The sequence below is a fragment of the Streptococcus sp. ALY_208 genome, assembly GCF_058314295.1.
The window spans coordinates 289,470-309,423 of the sequence record NZ_JBZFUI010000001.1 but is presented as its reverse complement, the minus strand read 5'-3'; the positions used below and the strand labels follow the sequence as shown (position 1 = coordinate 309,423).

The 19,954-nt window shown below is 41.0% G+C and carries 17 protein-coding genes and 1 pseudogene; 1 reads left to right on the top strand and 17 read right to left on the bottom strand.

Annotated elements, in window-relative coordinates:
• Positions 1–52: 52 nt before the first annotated feature.
• Entirely contained in the window at positions 53–769 is a 717-nt protein-coding gene (locus AC4HAI_RS01505; protein ID WP_491110148.1) for a hypothetical protein, read from the bottom strand.
• A 35-nt stretch (positions 770–804) separates the two neighbouring features.
• Positions 805–2,745 carry a DNA topoisomerase IV subunit B gene (parE, locus tag AC4HAI_RS01500; RefSeq protein WP_491078310.1) on the bottom strand — a complete coding sequence of 647 codons (1,941 nt, stop codon included), beginning with the start codon at positions 2,743–2,745 and terminating at the stop codon, positions 805–807.
• Positions 2,746–2,960: 215 nt separating this feature from the next.
• Between parE and plsY the strand changes: the two genes are divergently transcribed.
• Positions 2,961–3,602 carry a glycerol-3-phosphate 1-O-acyltransferase PlsY gene (plsY, locus tag AC4HAI_RS01495; protein ID WP_491110147.1) on the top strand — a complete coding sequence of 214 codons (642 nt, stop codon included), beginning with the start codon at positions 2,961–2,963 and terminating at the stop codon, positions 3,600–3,602.
• 42 nt (positions 3,603–3,644) lie between these two features.
• Here the strand turns inward: plsY and AC4HAI_RS01490 are convergent, their stop codons facing one another.
• From AC4HAI_RS01490 to rfbA, 15 genes and pseudogenes are all read right to left on the bottom strand, one after another.
• Entirely contained in the window at positions 3,645–6,098 is a 2,454-nt protein-coding gene (locus AC4HAI_RS01490) for a 5'-nucleotidase C-terminal domain-containing protein (RefSeq protein ID WP_491110146.1), read from the bottom strand.
• Between the two features lie 187 nt (positions 6,099–6,285).
• Complete coding sequence (locus AC4HAI_RS01485) at positions 6,286–7,554, bottom strand: dihydroorotase (RefSeq protein WP_491078307.1); 1,269 nt, start codon at positions 7,552–7,554, stop codon at positions 6,286–6,288.
• 9 nt (positions 7,555–7,563) lie between these two features.
• Positions 7,564–8,541 (bottom strand): hypothetical protein, encoded by a 978-nt coding sequence (locus tag AC4HAI_RS01480; protein ID WP_491078306.1) that lies wholly within the window; start codon positions 8,539–8,541, stop codon positions 7,564–7,566.
• A 2-nt stretch (positions 8,542–8,543) separates the two neighbouring features.
• Entirely contained in the window at positions 8,544–9,197 is a 654-nt protein-coding gene (locus AC4HAI_RS01475; protein WP_491078305.1) for a uracil-DNA glycosylase, read from the bottom strand.
• A gap of 27 nt (positions 9,198–9,224) precedes the next feature.
• Positions 9,225–9,725 carry a YbhB/YbcL family Raf kinase inhibitor-like protein gene (locus AC4HAI_RS01470; protein ID WP_491078482.1) on the bottom strand — a complete coding sequence of 167 codons (501 nt, stop codon included), beginning with the start codon at positions 9,723–9,725 and terminating at the stop codon, positions 9,225–9,227.
• Between the two features lie 10 nt (positions 9,726–9,735).
• A pseudogene (locus AC4HAI_RS01465) lies at positions 9,736–10,081 on the bottom strand (MmcQ/YjbR family DNA-binding protein).
• A gap of 41 nt (positions 10,082–10,122) precedes the next feature.
• Positions 10,123–10,752 (bottom strand): orotate phosphoribosyltransferase, encoded by a 630-nt coding sequence (gene pyrE / locus AC4HAI_RS01460; protein ID WP_491078304.1) that lies wholly within the window; start codon positions 10,750–10,752, stop codon positions 10,123–10,125.
• 45 nt (positions 10,753–10,797) lie between these two features.
• On the bottom strand, positions 10,798–11,496 hold the full coding sequence (gene pyrF, locus AC4HAI_RS01455) for an orotidine-5'-phosphate decarboxylase (protein WP_491078303.1): 699 nt from the start codon (positions 11,494–11,496) through the stop codon (positions 10,798–10,800).
• Between the two features lie 13 nt (positions 11,497–11,509).
• Positions 11,510–12,448 carry a dihydroorotate dehydrogenase gene (locus tag AC4HAI_RS01450; protein WP_491078302.1) on the bottom strand — a complete coding sequence of 313 codons (939 nt, stop codon included), beginning with the start codon at positions 12,446–12,448 and terminating at the stop codon, positions 11,510–11,512.
• A gap of 9 nt (positions 12,449–12,457) precedes the next feature.
• Entirely contained in the window at positions 12,458–13,261 is an 804-nt protein-coding gene (locus AC4HAI_RS01445) for a dihydroorotate dehydrogenase electron transfer subunit (protein ID WP_491078301.1), read from the bottom strand.
• Between the two features lie 245 nt (positions 13,262–13,506).
• Entirely contained in the window at positions 13,507–13,956 is a 450-nt protein-coding gene (locus tag AC4HAI_RS01440) for a hypothetical protein (protein WP_491078481.1), read from the bottom strand.
• A 210-nt stretch (positions 13,957–14,166) separates the two neighbouring features.
• A complete protein-coding gene (locus AC4HAI_RS01435; protein ID WP_491110145.1) occupies positions 14,167–17,220 on the bottom strand; it encodes an LTA synthase family protein in 3,054 nt (1,017 codons plus the stop codon).
• Between the two features lie 67 nt (positions 17,221–17,287).
• Positions 17,288–18,337, bottom strand: a complete 1,050-nt coding sequence (rfbB, locus tag AC4HAI_RS01430) for a dTDP-glucose 4,6-dehydratase (RefSeq protein ID WP_491078299.1) — start codon at positions 18,335–18,337, stop codon at positions 17,288–17,290.
• A gap of 86 nt (positions 18,338–18,423) precedes the next feature.
• Positions 18,424–19,017, bottom strand: a complete 594-nt coding sequence (locus AC4HAI_RS01425) for a dTDP-4-dehydrorhamnose 3,5-epimerase family protein (RefSeq protein ID WP_491078298.1) — start codon at positions 19,015–19,017, stop codon at positions 18,424–18,426.
• A complete protein-coding gene (gene rfbA / locus AC4HAI_RS01420; protein WP_491078297.1) occupies positions 19,017–19,886 on the bottom strand; it encodes a glucose-1-phosphate thymidylyltransferase RfbA in 870 nt (289 codons plus the stop codon). The genes AC4HAI_RS01425 and rfbA overlap by 1 nt, the downstream gene beginning before the upstream one ends.
• Positions 19,887–19,954: the final 68 nt, after the last annotated feature.

Below are 19,954 nucleotides of genomic sequence, written 5' to 3'. Positions count from 1 at the left end.
ATAGGATAGTAATAGATACAATTTTTTACTAAAGAAGACAACTAAAAAATAATTAATTCCCATTCAAAATAGGAAATTTTTTATGAACATTATACAAGTATTCATTTAAGCGCTGTGGCTGTGGATCGTATGATGATGCTGAATAATGCCAAATATCATAAAATTGCGTATCTACTCCTAATTCTCTCCTAATTTCAAATTGATATTTTCTGACATATTTTTGCACCACACTACCCATCAATACAATTTTAGGACTATCAACACCTAGATCTTTTAGCTCTGAAATCAAGCCCCACACTTGTTGCTCCATGAAATCTGGATTTGACTTCAAATAATTCTCAACTTCATTGCCTTTACTATTTCTCAAAGGCTCTAGTTTTCCATTATTGAATTTCACCAAATCTGTGATATATGCTCCCCAAAGTTCAGTGTTTTCAACTGCTTTTAATAAATTTTGATCGTTTGTAGGATCTGCTTTTTTCTCCTCATGAAAATTATAAAAATAGAGTTCTTCCAAAATATGACCTGGATCTTTTTTCTCTGCTTCAAGACGATCAGCAGGATTCAGAGACACTAATATAGTGTTACTCTTCAAATTTAATTCATCAAGTTCAGATTGAGTGCTGATTTGACTAAGTTGTTTAACAATCCCATTATATCCAAGTTTATCATTTGGAAAAATATGATTTTCTAAATTATTATCCCAGACTGCCCAACTTGAAGCCTTACCATATTTTCTTTTTATTATTTGAAAAGTTTCAATATCCATTTTTTAGCTCCAAAATTCAAAAATAAGATTTATTCTTAAAACACCGTACTTTCTTCCAAGGTAAACTTAACATTGTCTTCAATCCATTGGCGGCGTGGGGCGGGCTTATCGCCCATGAGAACAGAGACACGGCGCTCAGCACGCGCCAGATCTTCAATAGTGACACGGATCAGAGTTCGTGTCTCAGGATCCATAGTTGTCTCCCAAAGCTGATCAGCATTCATCTCTCCCAGCCCTTTGTAGCGCTGGAGACTAGCTCCCTTACCAAATTTTTGGCGGAGCTCTTCTAACTCACCGTCCGTCCAGGCATACTCTACAACTTCTTTCTTACCCTTGCCTTTAGACATCTTATAAAGAGGCGGAAGAGCAATATAGACATGCCCCGCTTCGACAAGAGGCCTCATATAGCGATAGAAGAAGGTCAATAAAAGCGTCTGAATATGGGCACCGTCGGTATCCGCATCGGTCATGATGATGATCTTATCGTAATTGATGTCATCAAGGCTAAAATCTGGTCCAACACCAGCACCAATCGTGTAAATCATGGTATTGATTTCTTCATTTTTCAGAATCTCAGGCATCTTGGCTTTTTCAGTATTGAGAACCTTCCCCCGAAGCGGTAAGATGGCCTGAAATTTTCGGTCACGTCCCTGTTTAGCCGATCCTCCGGCAGAATCACCCTCAACGAGATAGAGTTCATTTTTCTTAGGGTTTTTAGATTGAGCAGGTGTCAACTTACCTGATAAGAGCCCTTTATCCTTTTTCTTCTTGCCAGTGCGGCTAGCATCACGAGCCTTACGAGCTGCCTCACGAGCATCACGAGCCTTGATCGCCTTACGAATAAGATTCGACGCTATCTCTCCATTTTCCATGAGAAAGAAGGTCAATTTTTCAGAAACAATGCTATCCACTACCGGCCTAGCTAAAGGTGAACCAAGCTTATCCTTGGTCTGACCTTCGAACTGAAGGTGCTCTTCCGGAACTAAAACAGACAGAACAGCCGATAGCCCCTCACGATAATCCGAGCCTTCTAAATTTTTATCTTTTTCCTTGAGAAGGCCGGTCTTTCTGGCATAGTCATTCATAGCCTTGGTAATAGCTGACTTAAGCCCTGTTTCATGCGTTCCTCCGTCCTTGGTACGAACATTATTGACAAAAGAAAGGATATTATCAGAAAAGCCATCATTATATTGAAGAGCAACTTGAATGTCAAATCCTTGGTCTTGACCCTCAATAGCAATAACAGGGGTCAGGGTTTCCTTATCTTCATTCAGGTAAGCAACAAAGTCATTAACCCCATTTTCGTAATGAAATTCCTCACGCTGGTCGCTGCGCTCATCTACTAAGACAAGAGTCACTTGCTTGAGTAAAAAAGCCGACTCCTTAAGACGCTCTGCGATGGTATTAAACTTAAACTCCGTCGTTGAAAAAATAGTATCATCCGGTTTAAAGGTCACCTTAGTACCTGTCTTAGACTTTGGAGCTGTCCCGATCTGGTCCAAACCTGTCACCGGCTTACCACCGTTTTCAAAGCGCTGGCGATAGACAGCTCCATCTCTCGTGATCTCGACCTCCAGCCACGCAGACATGGCATTAACAACAGAAGAACCTACCCCATGAAGACCTCCAGATGTTTTATAGCCACCCTGACCAAACTTACCACCAGCATGGAGAACGGTAAAAATCACCTCTACAGTCGGTTTGCCTGTCGCATGTATACCGGTTGGCATTCCACGTCCTCTATCAGAAACACTGACAGAACCGTCCTTATGGATAATCACTTCAATACGGTCACCGAAACCAGACAAGGCTTCATCAACAGCATTATCAACGATCTCCCAAACAAGATGATGCAATCCTGTACCATCGGTTGATCCGATATACATCCCTGGTCGTTTTCGAACAGCATCCAGTCCTTCAAGAACCTGGATGGCATCATCATTATAATTTTCTATTGTTATCTCTTTGTTAGTCACAATTGACCTCCCAGTTAATCGTCCCATTTATATTACAAGTTTTTCCTCTATTTTGCAAAAAAAATTGTCACAGAATTGTTACGTTTACCCTCAAGACTCCCGACTTTATCCCACGACGAAAGATGCTATCTTAGCTGTCTATACTAGACCTAGCAAGCGCTTTAGAAGGCTAGAGGGCATAGGCAGAAAGCCCTTATTTGTGATATAATGGCAACATGACAAATTTGATTTTTATGACTATAGCTTATTTACTCGGTTCCATCCCGTCTGGACTATGGATTGGTAAATATTTTTTCAACAAAAATCTACGTGAACTCGGTAGTAAAAACACTGGCACAACCAATGCCTTCCGTGTCTTAGGCAAAAAGGCTGGCACTGCAACCTTTCTCATCGATATGCTCAAAGGAACACTGGCAGTGCTTCTACCTATCTGGTTTGGGCAGGGTCACACCTGGTCTCCCTTACTCATCGGCTTCTTTGCTGTATTAGGTCACACCTTCCCTGTCTTTGCCAGATTTAAAGGAGGTAAGGCAGTAGCTACCAGTGCTGGTGTCCTCCTAGGATTTACACCTATCTACTGCCTCTTCTTACTAGGTTTGTTTGCCCTCCTTCTTTACCTCAGCAGCATGATCTCCTTTGCCAGCGTCATGACAGCTCTTTTAGGATTAATCACACTCTATACCTTTCCTTACTTTCACTTTATATTGGAAGGATATGATTGGTTATTCACCCTTATTGTGACAGGGCTTGCCCTAATCATCATTCTTCGCCATAAAGAAAATATCAGCCGCATTCGTCACCACGAAGAAAATTTAGTCCCATTTGGGCTAAACCTCACTCAGCAAAAAGTCAAATAAGTAGGTTTCAATCCATTAAAAAAAGCTCTTTCAGAGCTTTTTTTAATTGGAACGACGCGATCTAATATGATCAAAAATTGAACCGCCAGCTACGGTAACAACACCGAGTACACTGACAATAACTTCTCTAATGACAGTCTCAGATCCAGCAGGTTTCGTCACTGCTGCAGGTGAAGCTTCCAAATCCGGACGCAATGCACTGGAAGCAGATTGGGAGCTCCCCTCTTTGGCACTACCAGCAGTATCAGTCGCTGAAGTACCAGCAGCCAGATTTCCTAATTCTGTGGCCTCTTCATCAGAACTGTCAACAGAAGCCTTAAGGTCTGCAGAATGATTTTCAGAAGCATCTAAAACAGAATCACTAGTTGAAAGAATCGTCGATTTAGCAATTTCCTCAAATGACGAAGTAGAATTGGAGTGAGGAGCTGGAGAATCAGGCAGTAGATCTTGCGGTTTATCAGGCAGCCCTCCTTGCCCCCCATCCTTAGGTGGAAATTCTCCATCTTTCAAATCGAGTGAAAGACTGACCGTCGGATCGAATGCAAACTGAGCAGAGATTGAATTTTCTGGCAGCATGACGTATTCTGAAAACCCTATAAAGTCAATAAAACTAGCTGTAGCAGGTAGTATTACAGGCAACAAGCGAGTGTGAGGATGGATCTCACTATAATTGGTTAAATCAATCCCTGATTTAAGATAAGCTGCCAGCACTTCATCCATTGATGGACCTTCTTCTCTAGCACCTCCCAACATAGTATAGTTATCACCACCAGAAGCAAGGAAATCATTTGTCGCCAGATAATAGGTCTGATCAAGATCTATTGGCTGATAACTATTTTGTTCTGGATCAAAGATATCTACTGCCGCCACATGGAGATGAGGATCAGGAAGATCCAGTGAGTCTGCTGAAAAGTAAACATTTGCACCTGAAAAATGAAGGAAGCCACCATTGGGCTCTAGCAAGGGATTGCCATGCTCGTCCACAATGTACTCTCCCTCTTCATCCCTTTGTAGAGGGGCACTGAGAGAGGTCTCAAACATATCAAAGATTTGCTGACCAGTCACTTTAATCTGAGAGACTGTGTTCCCAAATGGAAGAACCGAAATGATATCTCCCTTTGTGATAGGCTGGTCTTTTTTGATAGAGGCACGTAAACCACCACCATTGGTCACAGAAAGATTGCTCTTATGACTGAAACCAGACTGCCCATATAATAACAAGGCATCTGCGACTAGATTGCCCAGATTAGTCTCACGAACACGTACATCCTGACGATCACCACTAAGCTCAACAGGATTATTAGCAAGAATAACTCTTGCCATATCCTTTTCGTAATTAGCCTTGATAGTCTCTACCATCTCAGCGACTTCAGGACTAGGAAGGAGCTGACTAGCTTCCTCAGCCGTAATAACCCCTGCAGATAGGACACGATCTGAATTTAGAACAATCTTACCAATATTATTGAGGTAACTACCAGTTTGATTGTAAGTAACATTCCCATCAGTAACTTGTAGCACCGTGTGTGAGTGACCATCAATTACAATGACATTTTTATCCTGCAAGAGTTTATTTTGCGCCAAAGCATGTGCTAAACTGATGCCTTGCCATGCAGACTTAGTTGTATTGTCGACTCCCAAATGCGCTAAGATAACATAATTATTATAGGTTTTCCCTTGCGCTCTAGCATTGGCTTCAGTCTGATCGATCACAGTCATCACTTCTGTGATAGGATCTGTAAAGGTCACTCCTTCAACGTTTTTAGGATGAGTTTTAGTAGCTGTCTCTGGTGTGGTAACACCAATAACAACAACCTCATCACCATCTACTGCCTTATTTTTATCAATAATAACAGAAGGATCAAATAAGCGAGCACCATCAACATAAACATTTGAACTAATCATGGGAAAATCCAGATGTTCTCGAAGTCGTTTTAACTGGAGCAGACCAAAATCAAACTCATGATTACCAACCGTCATAGCATCGTAGCCAAGACGGTTCATAATTCTAGCCATATCCTCACCCTGACTATTATTGGAAATAGGTAATCCTTGGAAAGAATCTCCCGCATCTAACAAGATCACCTCACCTTGACGACGTGCTTGATCAACAACCGTCGCTAATTTAGCATCACCAATAACACCGTATTCTTCAGCTAATCGCCCATGAACATCATTCGTATGAAGGATAGTCGTCTCAGATTGACCAACTGAAACAGGCTCAACTTGAATTTGGGCCTGTTCGGAAGCAAAGGGAGCGTCCGTATCAGACTCCTCCCCAGTAGTCTCAGCAGCCGGCGTCACCTCAGAGGTCGACAAAGGATTCCTACTAAAATCAGCATTCCCTGACGCTTTTGATGCTTCCTCCTGCGACATGTTAACGGCATTGTCATTAGCCGATTCATTACCTGGCTCATCGGCCTGTACAACTCGAGACGGAACTGCCGCCGATAATAACATAGCAGAAAGCGCAGGAATTAAATAAGTTTGCTTTCGCATATAACTCTCCACAATAATTTTATTACTATCTATTGTACACTATTCTAAACGTCATTTAAAGATTAAAGACTCAAAAGATTTCTAAATTATGACAACATAAAGAGAACAATCTGATAGATCTAAAACGATATAAAAGAGGTGAGATATCTGCCTCACCCCTATCTACCTAACCTCTATCATAATTTCATCACATTCCATAGATTACCTGACCATTACAAATGGTATATTTAACCACTCCTGTCAAAGTCTCTCCAATAAATGGAGAATTACTAGCCTTGGAGGCAAACTGTTTGGTAATGAAACGCTCTTCCTGATCCGCGAAAAGTACTAAATCAGCTGGTCCTCCCTCAGCTAAATAACCCGCATCAAAATCATACATGCTAGCAGGATTGATTGTCATCTTTTCAAGCAAACTCATCAAACTTAACGCACCTGTCTGTACCAAATGAGTCAAACCAAGAGACAAAGAGGTTTCCAGCCCTGTCATACCTGATGGTGCCTTGGTCATATCTTCAACGGTTTTTTCCTCCTTATGATGAGGAGCGTGATCAGTGGCAATGACAGAAATAACACCGCTCTTAAGACCTTCGATAATAGCACGGCGATCTTTTTCTGTCCGTAAAGGCGGATTCATTTTAGCATTTACCCCTTTTGATAAAAGGAGATCTTCGGTCTTAGAGAAGTGCTGGGGGGCTGCTTCTGCTGTTACAGGAGCCCCCAGTTCTTGGGCAAATTTAACAACTTGAACAGATTCAGCTTTTGATAAGTGCTGGATGTGCAAATGAGCCTGAACAGCATGAGCAATCATGGCATCCCGTGCAATCATGCTATACTCAGCCACACCTGTTGCTCCGCAAAAACCAAATTCCTTACGAGCAATAGTTTCGTTGAATCCAAGAATACCATTGAGTTCCGGATCTTCTTCATGCAGGGCAACGAAAGTATTATTCTCCTTAGCCAATTCTAGGGCTTCTTTGACTAGCTTACTGCTTTGCAGAGGAATCCCATCATCCGAGAAAGAAACAGCTCCTGCCTCTAAGAGAGCTTTAAAATCCGTCAAATTCTGTCCGTCAAAATTTTTGGTAACCGTTGCGTTGGTGTAGATATGAATGTTCTCCTTAGCCGCACTGGCCAAAACCTCCTTAAGGGTAGGGATATCTGAAATGGTTGGATTAGTATTGGCCATCATTACGACACTAGTAAAACCACCTACTGCTGCAGCTAGCGCTCCTGTATGAATATCTTCTTTATGAGTTTGTCCGGGTTCGCGGAAGTGAACGTGAATATCAACTAATCCTGGAGCCACCACTAGGCCAGTCGCATCGATTACTTCTGCGGCCTTTTCATCGATAGCCTCAGCGATCTTAACCACTCGCTCACCATCGATGAGCACATCTGAAACTTTATCAAATCCCGACTTGGGATCCATCACTCGACCATTTTTAATTAATAACATAGTAACTCCTCATAAGTATCTCTTTAACAAATAACTTCCTATATCATTTAAAATAACAACAATAAGCTGCATAAATTGAAACATAGAATAGAGCAAGATAATCATACTCACACCACCTAATAGAACGAATACTACCCTATAAAACCATTTTCTTACAGAGTCTTTTCTCAAGTCTCGTTTTTCCTTTTTAGATAATCTTCGTTTTGAAACGAATGATAAATTTTCATCAAATTTTGATAGACTATAGTAAAAAACGTGCTGTTTGGTAAGAAAGAAAATTTTATCTTCTATTAAGAACAAAATTTTTTTAAGCCATGCAAGATTATAAGGAATTCTGAAGAATAATATATGCTTATCAATATATTTATCCAAATTAAGTATAAAGTCATACGATCTCATTATTTTTTCTGAAGAGTAATGAATATTGTAATTTTGGACAGAGTCTAAGATTCTTAATTTGATTAATTCAACTTCAAAAGACGTCCAAGCACATACTCCTTTAAACTCTCTTTGGCTAAGTACACTGATTTGCACACTTGTTTTGGGTTCCAATTGTTTTTGATTAAAAGTTTTCTCTGCTATTTTATCTCTGAAACCGGCAGATTTGTCCCTAAAAATTTTAACTACCCCTTCAATGTCAAAAATATCCTTACCACTTAAATTATTCATTATTAAAAGAAGATCACCATCTTTTTCTTTACATATAAATGAAATTTCTTTTTCAACATTTGTCAGTAGAGATAATTGCTCTCTTAGAGTTTTTTCTTCAATGACTAAATCAGATTTTCTATCACTGACTATAATCAATAAATAAACAATAATAAATGATAGGAATGCAAAAAGGGAAAGAGGATATCTTGATATTAAAACAAAAAAATATTCCCTCTTGAAAGTAAGAAGCGACAGTAAAATTAATAAAATAAAATATTTATAATATTTTATTGGTAAAAGATCTTTCAAATTTTTTAGTAATTCAACTATATTCATTACTACCTCAGCCAATTAATCGGTTCCAGACCTACTTCTTGTAAATATGCATTAGCTCTCGAAAACGGCTGCGAGCCAAAGAAACCACGATTAGCTGACAGCGGGCTAGGATGAGGAGACTCGATAATATGATGGATGGGATTATTGATCAGAGTCTTCTTTTTGCGGGCAAAACCACCCCAGAGGATAAAGACAACAGGATGGTCCTGTTGGTTGACGACCTTGATAATCGCATCTGTAAAGGGCTCCCAAATCTGACCTTGGTGACCGTTAGCTTGACCAGCTGGTACTGTCAAGCAAGCATTGAGCAAGAGTACACCTTGCTTAGCCCAAGGCGTTAAGTCATGATGGTCACGCTGTCCAATATCTTGTGCTAACTCTTTGAGAATATTCTGCAGAGACGGCGGGGCTGGGATAGCCTCAGGTACCGAAAACGACAGGCCCTGAGCCTGCTTGGGACCATGGTAAGGATCCTGACCAATAATAACCACTTTAACCTTTTCCAGAGGCGTCGTTTGAATGGCATTAAAAACTTTTTCCCGCGGCGGATAGACGACGCCTTGGGCGTAAACCTGATCCATAAAGGCATTGATTTTCCCAAAATAATGCTGGGGTAACTGAGCTTTAATCCGCTCATGCCAACTTGAATGTTCCATAGGGCAGCATCCTTTCTTAGCTCAAAATCAGACTTTACCGACCAAATCAAGCTCAGCTTCGGCCAAGATATGACCTTCAACTGCGTGCATAAGCTCATTAAGGTAAAATCCATGATCAAGTGCAAGCGCAGTATCCAAAGCATAAACTTTTAGCGTATAAAGGTGATCTTTATCTGGCGGGTAAGGTCCGATATAATTATCTTCAATAGCTGAAAAATCTGTTGATAAAAATTTGCTGACAAGGCTGTTTTTACCATGGAGATGCTGGCTGTCCCTTCTGGAAAAATCTGCCTCAATCACAGTTTTAGCAGCAGGGACATTAGCGACTGTCCAATGAATGTAGGCAAAACCGCAGACTGGAATAGAATCATAGTCAATAAGAGACCAAGCAAAAGTCTTAGTGCCCGCAGGTACATCTTCTATGGAAAAAGGGAAGGATACAATGGCATTCCCCAATTCAAGTTCACCAGTATGTTTACTGTAACGATCTGGGATAATTTTATTTTCAAAAGGAACTGTAATTTTCATCATTAACCTCCTAACGTGTTAAACGGCTGCTTTCCAGTACCATAGCCTCAAGTTCAGGTTCGCTCAGCTCAGTTTCATTGACTAAAACGCTGAGCCAGTGCTTTCTAGTCATGTGATAAGCTGGGATAACGCCCTTGATATCCATCATCTCTACCTGTTCGGGTTGGAGGTTGAGGTTGAGCAGGAGTTTTCCGTCTTTTCTGTGTCACCAGCGCCAGCATTTTTTGATTGCGGCCATGCCGAATGACCGATGTATCCTTACTTTTCTCACGTGTAAAGGGATAAGCCACTTCGGCTCCAGTCAGATCGACCAGCCAATCCAGCAATTCCCGCTTGTTGAAATTGCCAAAAGCCATTGGAACCTCCTATTAATTTTCCCTTTCTTACAGCGACAGAATCAATCCTGCCAAGTTTCTTGGTTTTCTTTGAATTTTTTCAGCAGCTGCAGACCGTCAGCGTTGATATAACCTTGAACCTTGGCTACTTTGATGAGTTCAGAATAGTTGGATAGGGTTACCAATTTCACCCCTACATCAGAAAAGTTCTTATCTGCCTTGGGTAGTTCATAGGTGAAAATAGCTGCGACACCAAGGACATCAGCTCCTTCGCGCTCAGCAGCTGCGACAGCTTCCAATACAGAGCCGCCCGTTGAAATCAGATCTTCGATAATGACCATCTTTTCACCCTTAGCAACCCGACCTTCGATTTGGTTTCCCGCACCATGGTCTTTGGGTTTGCTGCGGATATAAGCAAATGGCAGATTCATCTTATCCGCAATGATGGCCCCGTGAGGAATCCCAGCTGTCGCTGTCCCAGCAATCACTTCAACTTCTGGAAACTCTTCCTTGATTTTTTCAACAAAGCCATTTTCAATCAAGCTGCGGGTTTCAGGATAGGAAAGGGTGATGCGGTTGTCTGTATAGATTGGGGATTTGATGCCTGAAGCCCAAGTGAAGGGCTCCTCAGGTTTCAGGTAAACCGCCTTGATATCTAGTAAATCTGATGCAATTTGTGATGCTAATGTCATAAAGTTTCTCCGTTCTAAATTGGGGATTAGGTTAGTTTGCAAGTTTTAGGCTTGAGCATTCCACTCAGCTTTAATAGCTTGATAGGCTGCGACAGGCTCCTCAGCTTGAGTAACAGGGCGTCCAACCACGATGTAGTCAGAACCAATTCTGTAAGCATCAGCTGGAGTCATCACCCGTTTTTGGTCACCGACAGCCGAGCCCGCTGGACGAATACCTGGGGTCAAGCATATAAAGTCTTCAGAGGTTACTGTCTTAATTTTAGCTACTTCATGAGCTGAGCAAACCACGCCGTCTAAACCAGCTTCTTGCGTCTTCTGGGCATAATGCAGAACCGACTCTTCCAGACTGGTCTGAATATTTTGAAAGTCTCTCATTTGCTCCTCAGATGTAGACGTCAGCTGAGTCACAGCAATCAATTTAGGACCCTTTCCTAAACCTTCTCTGGCAGCTCGCATCATTTCGACGCCACCAGCCGCATGGACATTAGTCATATCCACACCCAGCTTGGCTAAAACTGCCATGGCAGATTTGACCGTATTGGGAATATCATGCAATTTCAAATCCAAAAAGACGGAATGTCCTAGTGATTTAGCATAGCTGACAACTTCCGGTCCAGCAGCATAAAATAGTTCCATTCCTATCTTTACATAGAGTTTTTCCTCTTTGGGAAACTGATTTAAGAAAGATTTTATGACCTCTAAGGATGAAAAATCGAGGGCGATAATCGGACGTTCTTCTCTCATAGTTCACCTACCTTTAACCTAAACTATCCTTGACATTGCGACGTAAAGTTTCTAGATCATCAATACCGTATTTATCCATGGCAGCGGGCAAATCATCGATAATAGTTGGACAAGCATAAGGGTCGCTAAAATTAGCTGTCCCGACCCCTATAGCTGATGCTCCTGCAATCATCATTTCCAGTGCTGCTTCTGCTGAATCAACACCTCCCATACCAATGATGGGCAGATCCGTACTACTAGCCACTTGGCGAATTAACTTAAGCGCTATTGGAAATACAGCTGGTCCACTCATTCCCCCTTGACCATTGGCAATGATCGGTTGTCTTGTTTTCAAGTTATAACGTGTTCCAACCAAGGTATTGATCATGGTAAAGCCTGCCGCACCGGCTTCTTCCACTGCCTTGGCTATCTGTGTGATATCAGCAACACTGGGCGTCAACTTAACATAGACAGGTACTGCTGAAGTCTCAACAGCCGCTTTTGTCGCCGCATAAGCCAACTCAGGTACTTGTCCAATTAAAAGACCTGCATTACCATGATCAACATTGGGGCAAGAAATATTAAGTTCAATAGCTGCAACATTGGGAGCCTGGGAAATTTTTCCTGCTACATAAGCATACTCTTCATTTGAAAAGCCAGCAACATTAGCAATTATAGGAAGGTCAGGATAATGCTCCGCCAACCAAGGTAACTTGTCAGAAATAACAGCAGCAACACCAGGATTTTGCAGACCAATGGCATTGAGCATGCCAGATGGTGTCTCTGCTACTCGTGGTGTTGGATTTCCAAAGCGGGCATCCTTGGTAGTTGCTTTAATCATAATAGAACCTAGTCGATCAAGGTCGTAATACTTAGCATACTCTTGACCAAAACCAAAACAGCCCGATGCAGGAATAATAGGATTTTTTAACTTTAAACCAGGAAGATGAACTGCTAAACGATTATCAGACATAGTTTCTCCTTACAATACGACTGTGCCAGTAGCAAAGACTGGACCATCTTCACATACACGCTTATTAGCAGCATCATCTTGATCCTTGAGATGGACAACACAGGCATAACAAGCTCCCATGCCACATGCCATACGTGACTCAAGAGAAAGATACGCATGGGGATGGTTCGCAAATTTTTGATCAACATATTTAAGCATACCAGGCGCCCCACAGGCATAAATGGCAGCAAATTCCTCATCTAAAGTATCAATTACCGTAGAAACATATCCCTTAATACCATAGGAGCCATCATCAGTTGTCACTGCCACATCAGCATATTGACCGATCTCTTCTTCTAAAATGACAGCATCTTTACTAGCAAAGCCCAGCACAGCTGTCACCTCAGCTCCTTTTTCAGAAAGGACTTGAGCAGTCGCATACATAGGAGGGACACCAATACCTCCACCTATAATAAGCACCTTTTGACCTGGCTCTACAAAAGAAATATCAAAACCATTTCCCTGAGGTCCCATGGTATCCACAAAGTCACCAGCATGAAGACGGGACAAAATCTCCGTCCCCATTCCCTCTACTCGATATATGATAGTAACTTGCTGACTGGCCTTATCTATGGCACAGATCGATATTGGGCGTCGTAGAATTTTACTAGGATCTGGAACCTTAAGATGTAAAAACTGACCGATAGCCATCTCTTCTACCATATGACCCGACAAAACCATCTTGAAAATTTTAGGAGCAATTTCTTCCTGCCTTACTACCTTCAAATTCTCTTTGAGAAACGACTGTCTGGAAGAGACGACTTTAGTTAACATAGTTGCTTCCTTTCTTTCGATCAATCCTTCATATACCACTACTCTAAAACCCCATCTGGAGGGAGGTTACCAGGCACACCTAAGCAGGTCCGCCTACAGAAAAACCTTGTCCGAGGACAAGGTTGCACGAAAATAACTGAGTATAGCTATCCTATACCCAACTGATACCCGCCCCTTTGAAGCCTCACTGGACTTAATTAAAGGTTTTTAAATTGTCAATAGTATAGCTTATAACTATCTAATTGTCAAGACATTTTGAGACGGAGATATTCTTCATTGAGGGCACGCCTAGAAACCTGTAAACTTCCAAATAAGTCCACTAGGATACCGTAAGATTTTGAACGGTCTTGATCCAACAAGGTATAGAAAAATGGCTGAGCCAAGGCAACTTTTTCCACATAAGCCAGTTGCTTAATCCACTCCTGAAGGACATCTAAAGACCCCTCCATAGCACGAAAAGATTCAGTCGTATACCATGATAGAGACTGGACTCTCTCTTCAAGCAGATGAAGAGGACGACAGGCCTCAATAATCTTGGAGATTTGATCTTTGAAACGAATAGAATCTAGTGAATACTCCAAAAGTGAGGGTTGACTAACAACCATATCCAATTCCGACTCAAACAAATGTAAATAGTGACGTGTAACAGACAGCTTATGCAGCAACTGTTTAAAATTTTGTTCGGCTTGTTCCATCATCATCTCTTTTCTTTCCTATTGATTTACTCTATTTTATCACAATGTTATAGATTTCTTAAAGAAAAAGCACCCCCAATAAGACAAGTACAGCAGCATATACTAACTGACCAAGCAATAGAGCTTACATACTTATCAAACGATCGATCTCACAAGAACAGACAAAAGACCCTGACCGATAAACGATCAAAGTCTTTGTGAGTCACCAGATTATTTTGACTTTGAGAAAAAGCTATTCGCAAAATCTAAATGTTTTAAGTAGCCCTGTCCAGCATTCAAATCATATTGGACAAATTTATAGTCTTCTAACAATTCTTTTTGTTGCTGAGTGAGATCATCCTCTGTAATAACCTTACCATCATCAGTCGTATACATCGTATTAGGCTGATCGACATTAGAGGTTGTCTCTGTACTTAGCGACATAGCCGGTAATTGTTCTTGAACACGAGTCAAAAGTGCAGTGTAAGCATCCACTTTTGAATTTGTCTGTTTAAGAGCCAAAGCAATAAAATCATTTGGTCCTACATAACGGTCACTTGTATCCTTGATATTTTTTGCACCATGTTCCCTAGCATATTTATTGGAATAGAGGAAATAATCTGTAGAGTGCATAAGCAAGGCTTGAGAATCTTGATCCCCTGGGAATATTCCAGGCAAGTGATCCCCATAAAAAATCAGGGTAATCGGCTGATCAATCTCATCAATTTTTTTAATGAAATCTTTAAGCGCCTCATCGGTATAATGAAGACCTGTCGCATAATTAGTGGTGTTTTTCTCAACTTCAGGTGTAGATACCCAAGGACCAGATGTTGCATAGGTCGAGGTGTCATTATAGGTATCTAAATTATAGGGGAAGTGATTTTGCATGGTCACTAATTGGACAAAATTACCACTGTCCTCCTTAGCCTTAATAGCATCAAGTGTATTGAGATAGGCTGTTTCATCCGATAGGTAACGGCTGTGATCAATACGTTTGAGATGATGCAGCTTATCCTTGCTGCCTTCATACATAAAGGAGTCAAAGCCAAATTTCTCATAGACTGGAATACGACTATAATACACACCCGAATACGTATGAATAGCCTTTGAATTTGGAAAGGCCTGGTTAAAGGATAGGGCAGGCGACAGAGAAGACACTAACTGAGTATAAGGTGTTGCCAAGGTTGGTGAATAATGGCTCAAAGTAAAACCTGTCAAACTCATGTATTCCATATTGGCAGTTCCTCCAACATAACCAGAGCTGACCATAGTCCCCGATGTCGTTTGCTTCATCAGGGAGCGAGTGTAAGGAATAGGATCATTTTTAACCTCAATATGAGGTGCTAAACGCTTAGGATCCATAAAGCTCTCACTCAAATTAAAGACAATCGTCTGATCAGAAATATCATTAGTCCGGGTTTTATTAATGACATTAGCTTCAAGATTATACTTACGTGCAATCTCCTGCATCTTATCTTGTGAATAACCAGATGGCTCAGCCATCACTTCAACATCTAGATTATTCAAAAATTGAATCGTCGGACCGTTGAGCTGCGAAGCCACCGATTGGTTATAAAACATGGGCTTATTACCCAATCCATCCGATACAACCTTAACCATACTGCCTTCGTGGTTAAGATAGAAGACTGACGGTGTCACTACTACAAAAATTCCAAGATAGACTAAGCGTCTCTTCAAAGAAATTTTCTTGAAGGGAAGGCGACGCTCTAAGAGAAAGACAGCTGCAATCAACAGTATTAAGAAGATAGCAGATACTATCAAAATACGCTGATCAACCATGGTTAAAAGACTACCATAAGCCGAAACCATCTTAGCCTCAGAAGGCATAATAGGCTCACCACGTGTCAGCATTTTGAGACGACTAGCTACACTCCAAAAAATCAAAAAGGCTGATGTCGCTACTGCAGATACCCAAAAACGATTAGTGATAGCCCTCAAAACTGCATAGAGTAGAAGATAGATCAAAAACGTGATAAAGAGCAAGTTTTGGCGTGCAAATAAGCTATATAAGAAAGCATTGTGCTTAGTGGCTGTCGAAACCGAGATAATGTAGGAGGTGTTCATAGCCAGCATAGATAGATAAGACAAGACATACAAAAGAACACCAAAACCGATTTCAATCTTATGGTTAGCAACAAAGCGCTTAGCTTGGAGGAGTCCCCTAATAACGACTTCATAGGCATTGAAGATCGTGACCTTACGCCAATAGCTATTAACCCGCTGGCGGTAGCCGATACGGTTGGCTGTAAAGTACAAAATAATATGTAACACCGTTACACCAATACTGATCACAATCGCATTTCTAAAGGAGTAGATCAAGTGATATAGGGTAAAACCACCAAACCGCGGAAGGTACATGCTATTAAAATAAGAAAGGACATTAATATTTCTAGAAACAACTAAAGCCGATAAAGCCACATAGGCAATTTGGTTGGGATACAACCACTTCGGTAACTTGATTTTTGATAAGAATAAAAAGGTGAAAATAATAGCAACGATAGAGAAGAGATTAGTAATATTGTGAAAACGTCCTGCTGTCGATCCATTACTATGAACCAAATAGGACATATAGGGCATGGCTATATTAATAATAGCGACAAGGAGCCAACTGCCAACTGTTCCAAGTAATAAGCGCTTCCAGTCAAGATCTATATGACAATAGTTGATAAAGACTCCTAAAATCCCCAATGAGAGATAAAATACAATTGAAGTCCCTAATGTCATGGAAAAAATATCTTTATTAAAGATCGTTCCCAAGCCATAGAAAACCAAAATAACAGCAATCAAGCGCTGTAGGGTCATCCTCTCAGCAAAAATCTTAACCAAGGGCATAATCATTAGCAAGAGAATGATCGACGTAATCTCCAAACTACTGCTCCTAGTTATTGGAAGCAACACATCATAGAGCGTCGAAATCATGAATACCCTGGGAAAAATGATCAAAAATAAGACAACAAATAATCCTACGACTACCGTGTTTAGCCAGAGCTTGATAGCATCAGGAAAGGTATTTTTCTTGCGCGCAAACAGATACCCTATAGATATTAAAATCAGCGGCAAGCCCGATGAGATAACCAAATCAAAGACATAAGAAAATCCTGTTCGTAAATCTCTTCCTGCGAGATTAGCAATAGCAGGAGAGCTTTGCCAAAACAGGCGATTAAATACAACCAAGAATATACCAACCAACATTGGCATGACGACGCTTTGCTTATTAAAATAATGTTTTTTCATAATTTCTAGATATTCATCCTGTTTTTTCATTCCGTCTAAGTATATCACTTTCACCCTTAAAAAAAAAGGAAGAACCCAGTCTCCCCCTTTAAATCTCTTATTTTTTTAGAATGTCTTGACTCTTGGCATAATTAGCCTCAACAGCCTCTTTCTCAGACTGCCACCAATCTTTATGGGAACTATACCAGTCAATGGTTTCTTGTAGTCCTTCCGAAAAGTCAGTAAACTGAGGTTCCCAACCAAGCTCCTGACGCAACTTGGTTGAGTCGATCGCATAGCGCAGATCGTGACCAGCACGGTCAGTCACATGATCATAAGCATCCTTGGGCTGGCCCATCTTTTCCAGAATCAACTCTAGAACTTCTTTATTATTTTTTTCACCATCAGCACCGATCAGATAAGTTTCCCCAATTTTTCCTTTAGTCAAAATCGCCCAAACACCGGTAGAGTGATCATTAGTATGGATCCAATCACGGACATTTTTCCCATCACCATAAAGTTTTGGCCTAATCCCAGATAAGATATTAGTGATTTGACGTGGAATGAATTTCTCAATATGCTGGTAAGGTCCATAATTATTTGAGCAGTTAGAAATGGTAGCCTGAACACCGAAAGAACGGACCCAAGCCTTAACAATCAAATCAGAAGCTGCCTTAGTTGATGAATAAGGTGATGATGGATTGTACTTGGTGTCAGCAGTGAATTTTTCACCTGGCCCTTCGCCGTGCCCTGGCAGATCCTCACGCAAGGGAAGATCGCCGTAGACCTCATCTGTCGATACATGGTGGAAACGAAGATGATATTTACGAGCAGCTTCTAAAAGGGTATAGGTCCCAATAAAGTTAGTATAAATGAAGGGACTAGGATCTTTTAGGGAATTATCATTGTGACTTTCAGCAGCATAGTGGACGATAGCATCAGCCTTAGCAGCTAACTTATCAACCAATTCAGCATCTGCAATATCACCCACTACAAGCTCTACACGATCACCGAGAATTTCCTCGATATTAGCACGATTACCAGCATAAGTGAGCTTATCCAAGACAGTGACATGCACATCTGGGTGATTATTATAGATATAATGTACAAAGTTTGATCCGATGAAACCAGCGCCACCGGTAACGATAATATGTTTATATTCTGACATGGTAGTTCCTTTTATGATTTGATTTTGGAGACTTATTCTAATAGTTAGACCTCTGTCCAAGAAGCTCACTTATAAAGAAGGATACCTTATAGATCTTCCTGCCTCAATGGCTTTACATCTTGGAGCAGAGGGTGATTTTTATCTGCTTCTGACACTTCAGCCGCTTCCAGATTTTCCCATTTAATGTCTAGGCTTGGATCGGCATAGTTGACAAAAGCATACTTGGGTTTGAGTTCCAACGCCCAATAATCATTGACCAGATAACTATAAGATACCTTATCTGATAACACCTGAAAGCCATTGGCAACACCTCTAGGGACAAAGATTCCTTTGGATGCATCAATAATGGTTTGATAGGTACGACCAAAGCTCTCTCCCTGACGAAGATCCACCCAAGCTCCCAGTACTTTTCCTTCATCAGCAACAGAAATATATTTATCCCAAGGCTCCGCATGAAGACCTCTCAGCACATTTTTCCGAGAGAAAGAAACATTATTTTGTAATTTACCAGCCTCAAAAAAACTTTCTGGAAATCCTAAAGGGAGCATTTTTTCTTTTTGAAAGTTTTCTTTAAACCAGCCACGATTATCCCCATGTACGGGAATATCAAATTCCAGCATTCCCGGTATAGCATCAATCTTACGAACAGCTAGATTTTTACCAAAAAATTGTTCTGACATTAGGCTTCTCCAATCAAACGGAGCAAATATTGTCCGTACTCATTTTTCTTAAGAGGCTGAGCAAGCTCAAAGACTTGCTCCTTAGTAATATAGCCCATGCGATAGGCAATTTCTTCCAAGTTTGCAACTTGCAGGTTTTGCAAGCGTTGAACCGTTTCGATATATTGAGCCGCCTCCAACAGACTCTCATGCGTCCCAGTATCCAGCCAAGCAAAACCACGCCCCATGACTTCGACAGATAAATCACCACGTTCTAGATAAGCCTTGTTCACATCTGTAATTTCCAGTTCACCACGAGGAGAGGGTGCAATCTTTTTGGCAATATCAACGACATCATTATCATAGAAATACAGACCCGTAACTGCAAAATTTGATTTGGGTGCCTCAGGTTTTTCTTCAACTGAGATAGCATTCATCTGACTATCAAACTCAACCACACCGAAGCGTTCAGGATCTTTAACTTGATAGCCAAAAACTGTCGCACCAGATGTCTTGCTAGCTGCACGCTGGAGCATTTTACTTAAGCCATTACCATGGTAAATATTATCTCCTAAAATAAGGGCAACCGAATCATCACCGATAAAGTCTTCACCTATGATAAAAGCCTGAGCCAATCCGTCAGGACTTGGCTGCTCAGCGTAAGAGAGACTAATACCAAATTCAGAACCGTCTTGGAGAAGCTCTCTAAATCTAGGAAGATCTTGTGGCGTGGAGATAATCAGAATATCTTTGATACCAGCCAACATTAGAGTTGATAGGGGATAGTAAATCATAGGCTTATCATAAACAGGCATCAGCTGTTTGGAAGCTGCGCGTGTCAGAGGATAAAGTCGAGTGCCAGAACCACCCGCTAATATAATACCTTTCATAGGAAAAATCCTTTCGCAATTTATCACCTTAAATTATACCATAGAGGTCCTCAAATGTCAGGAAGGCG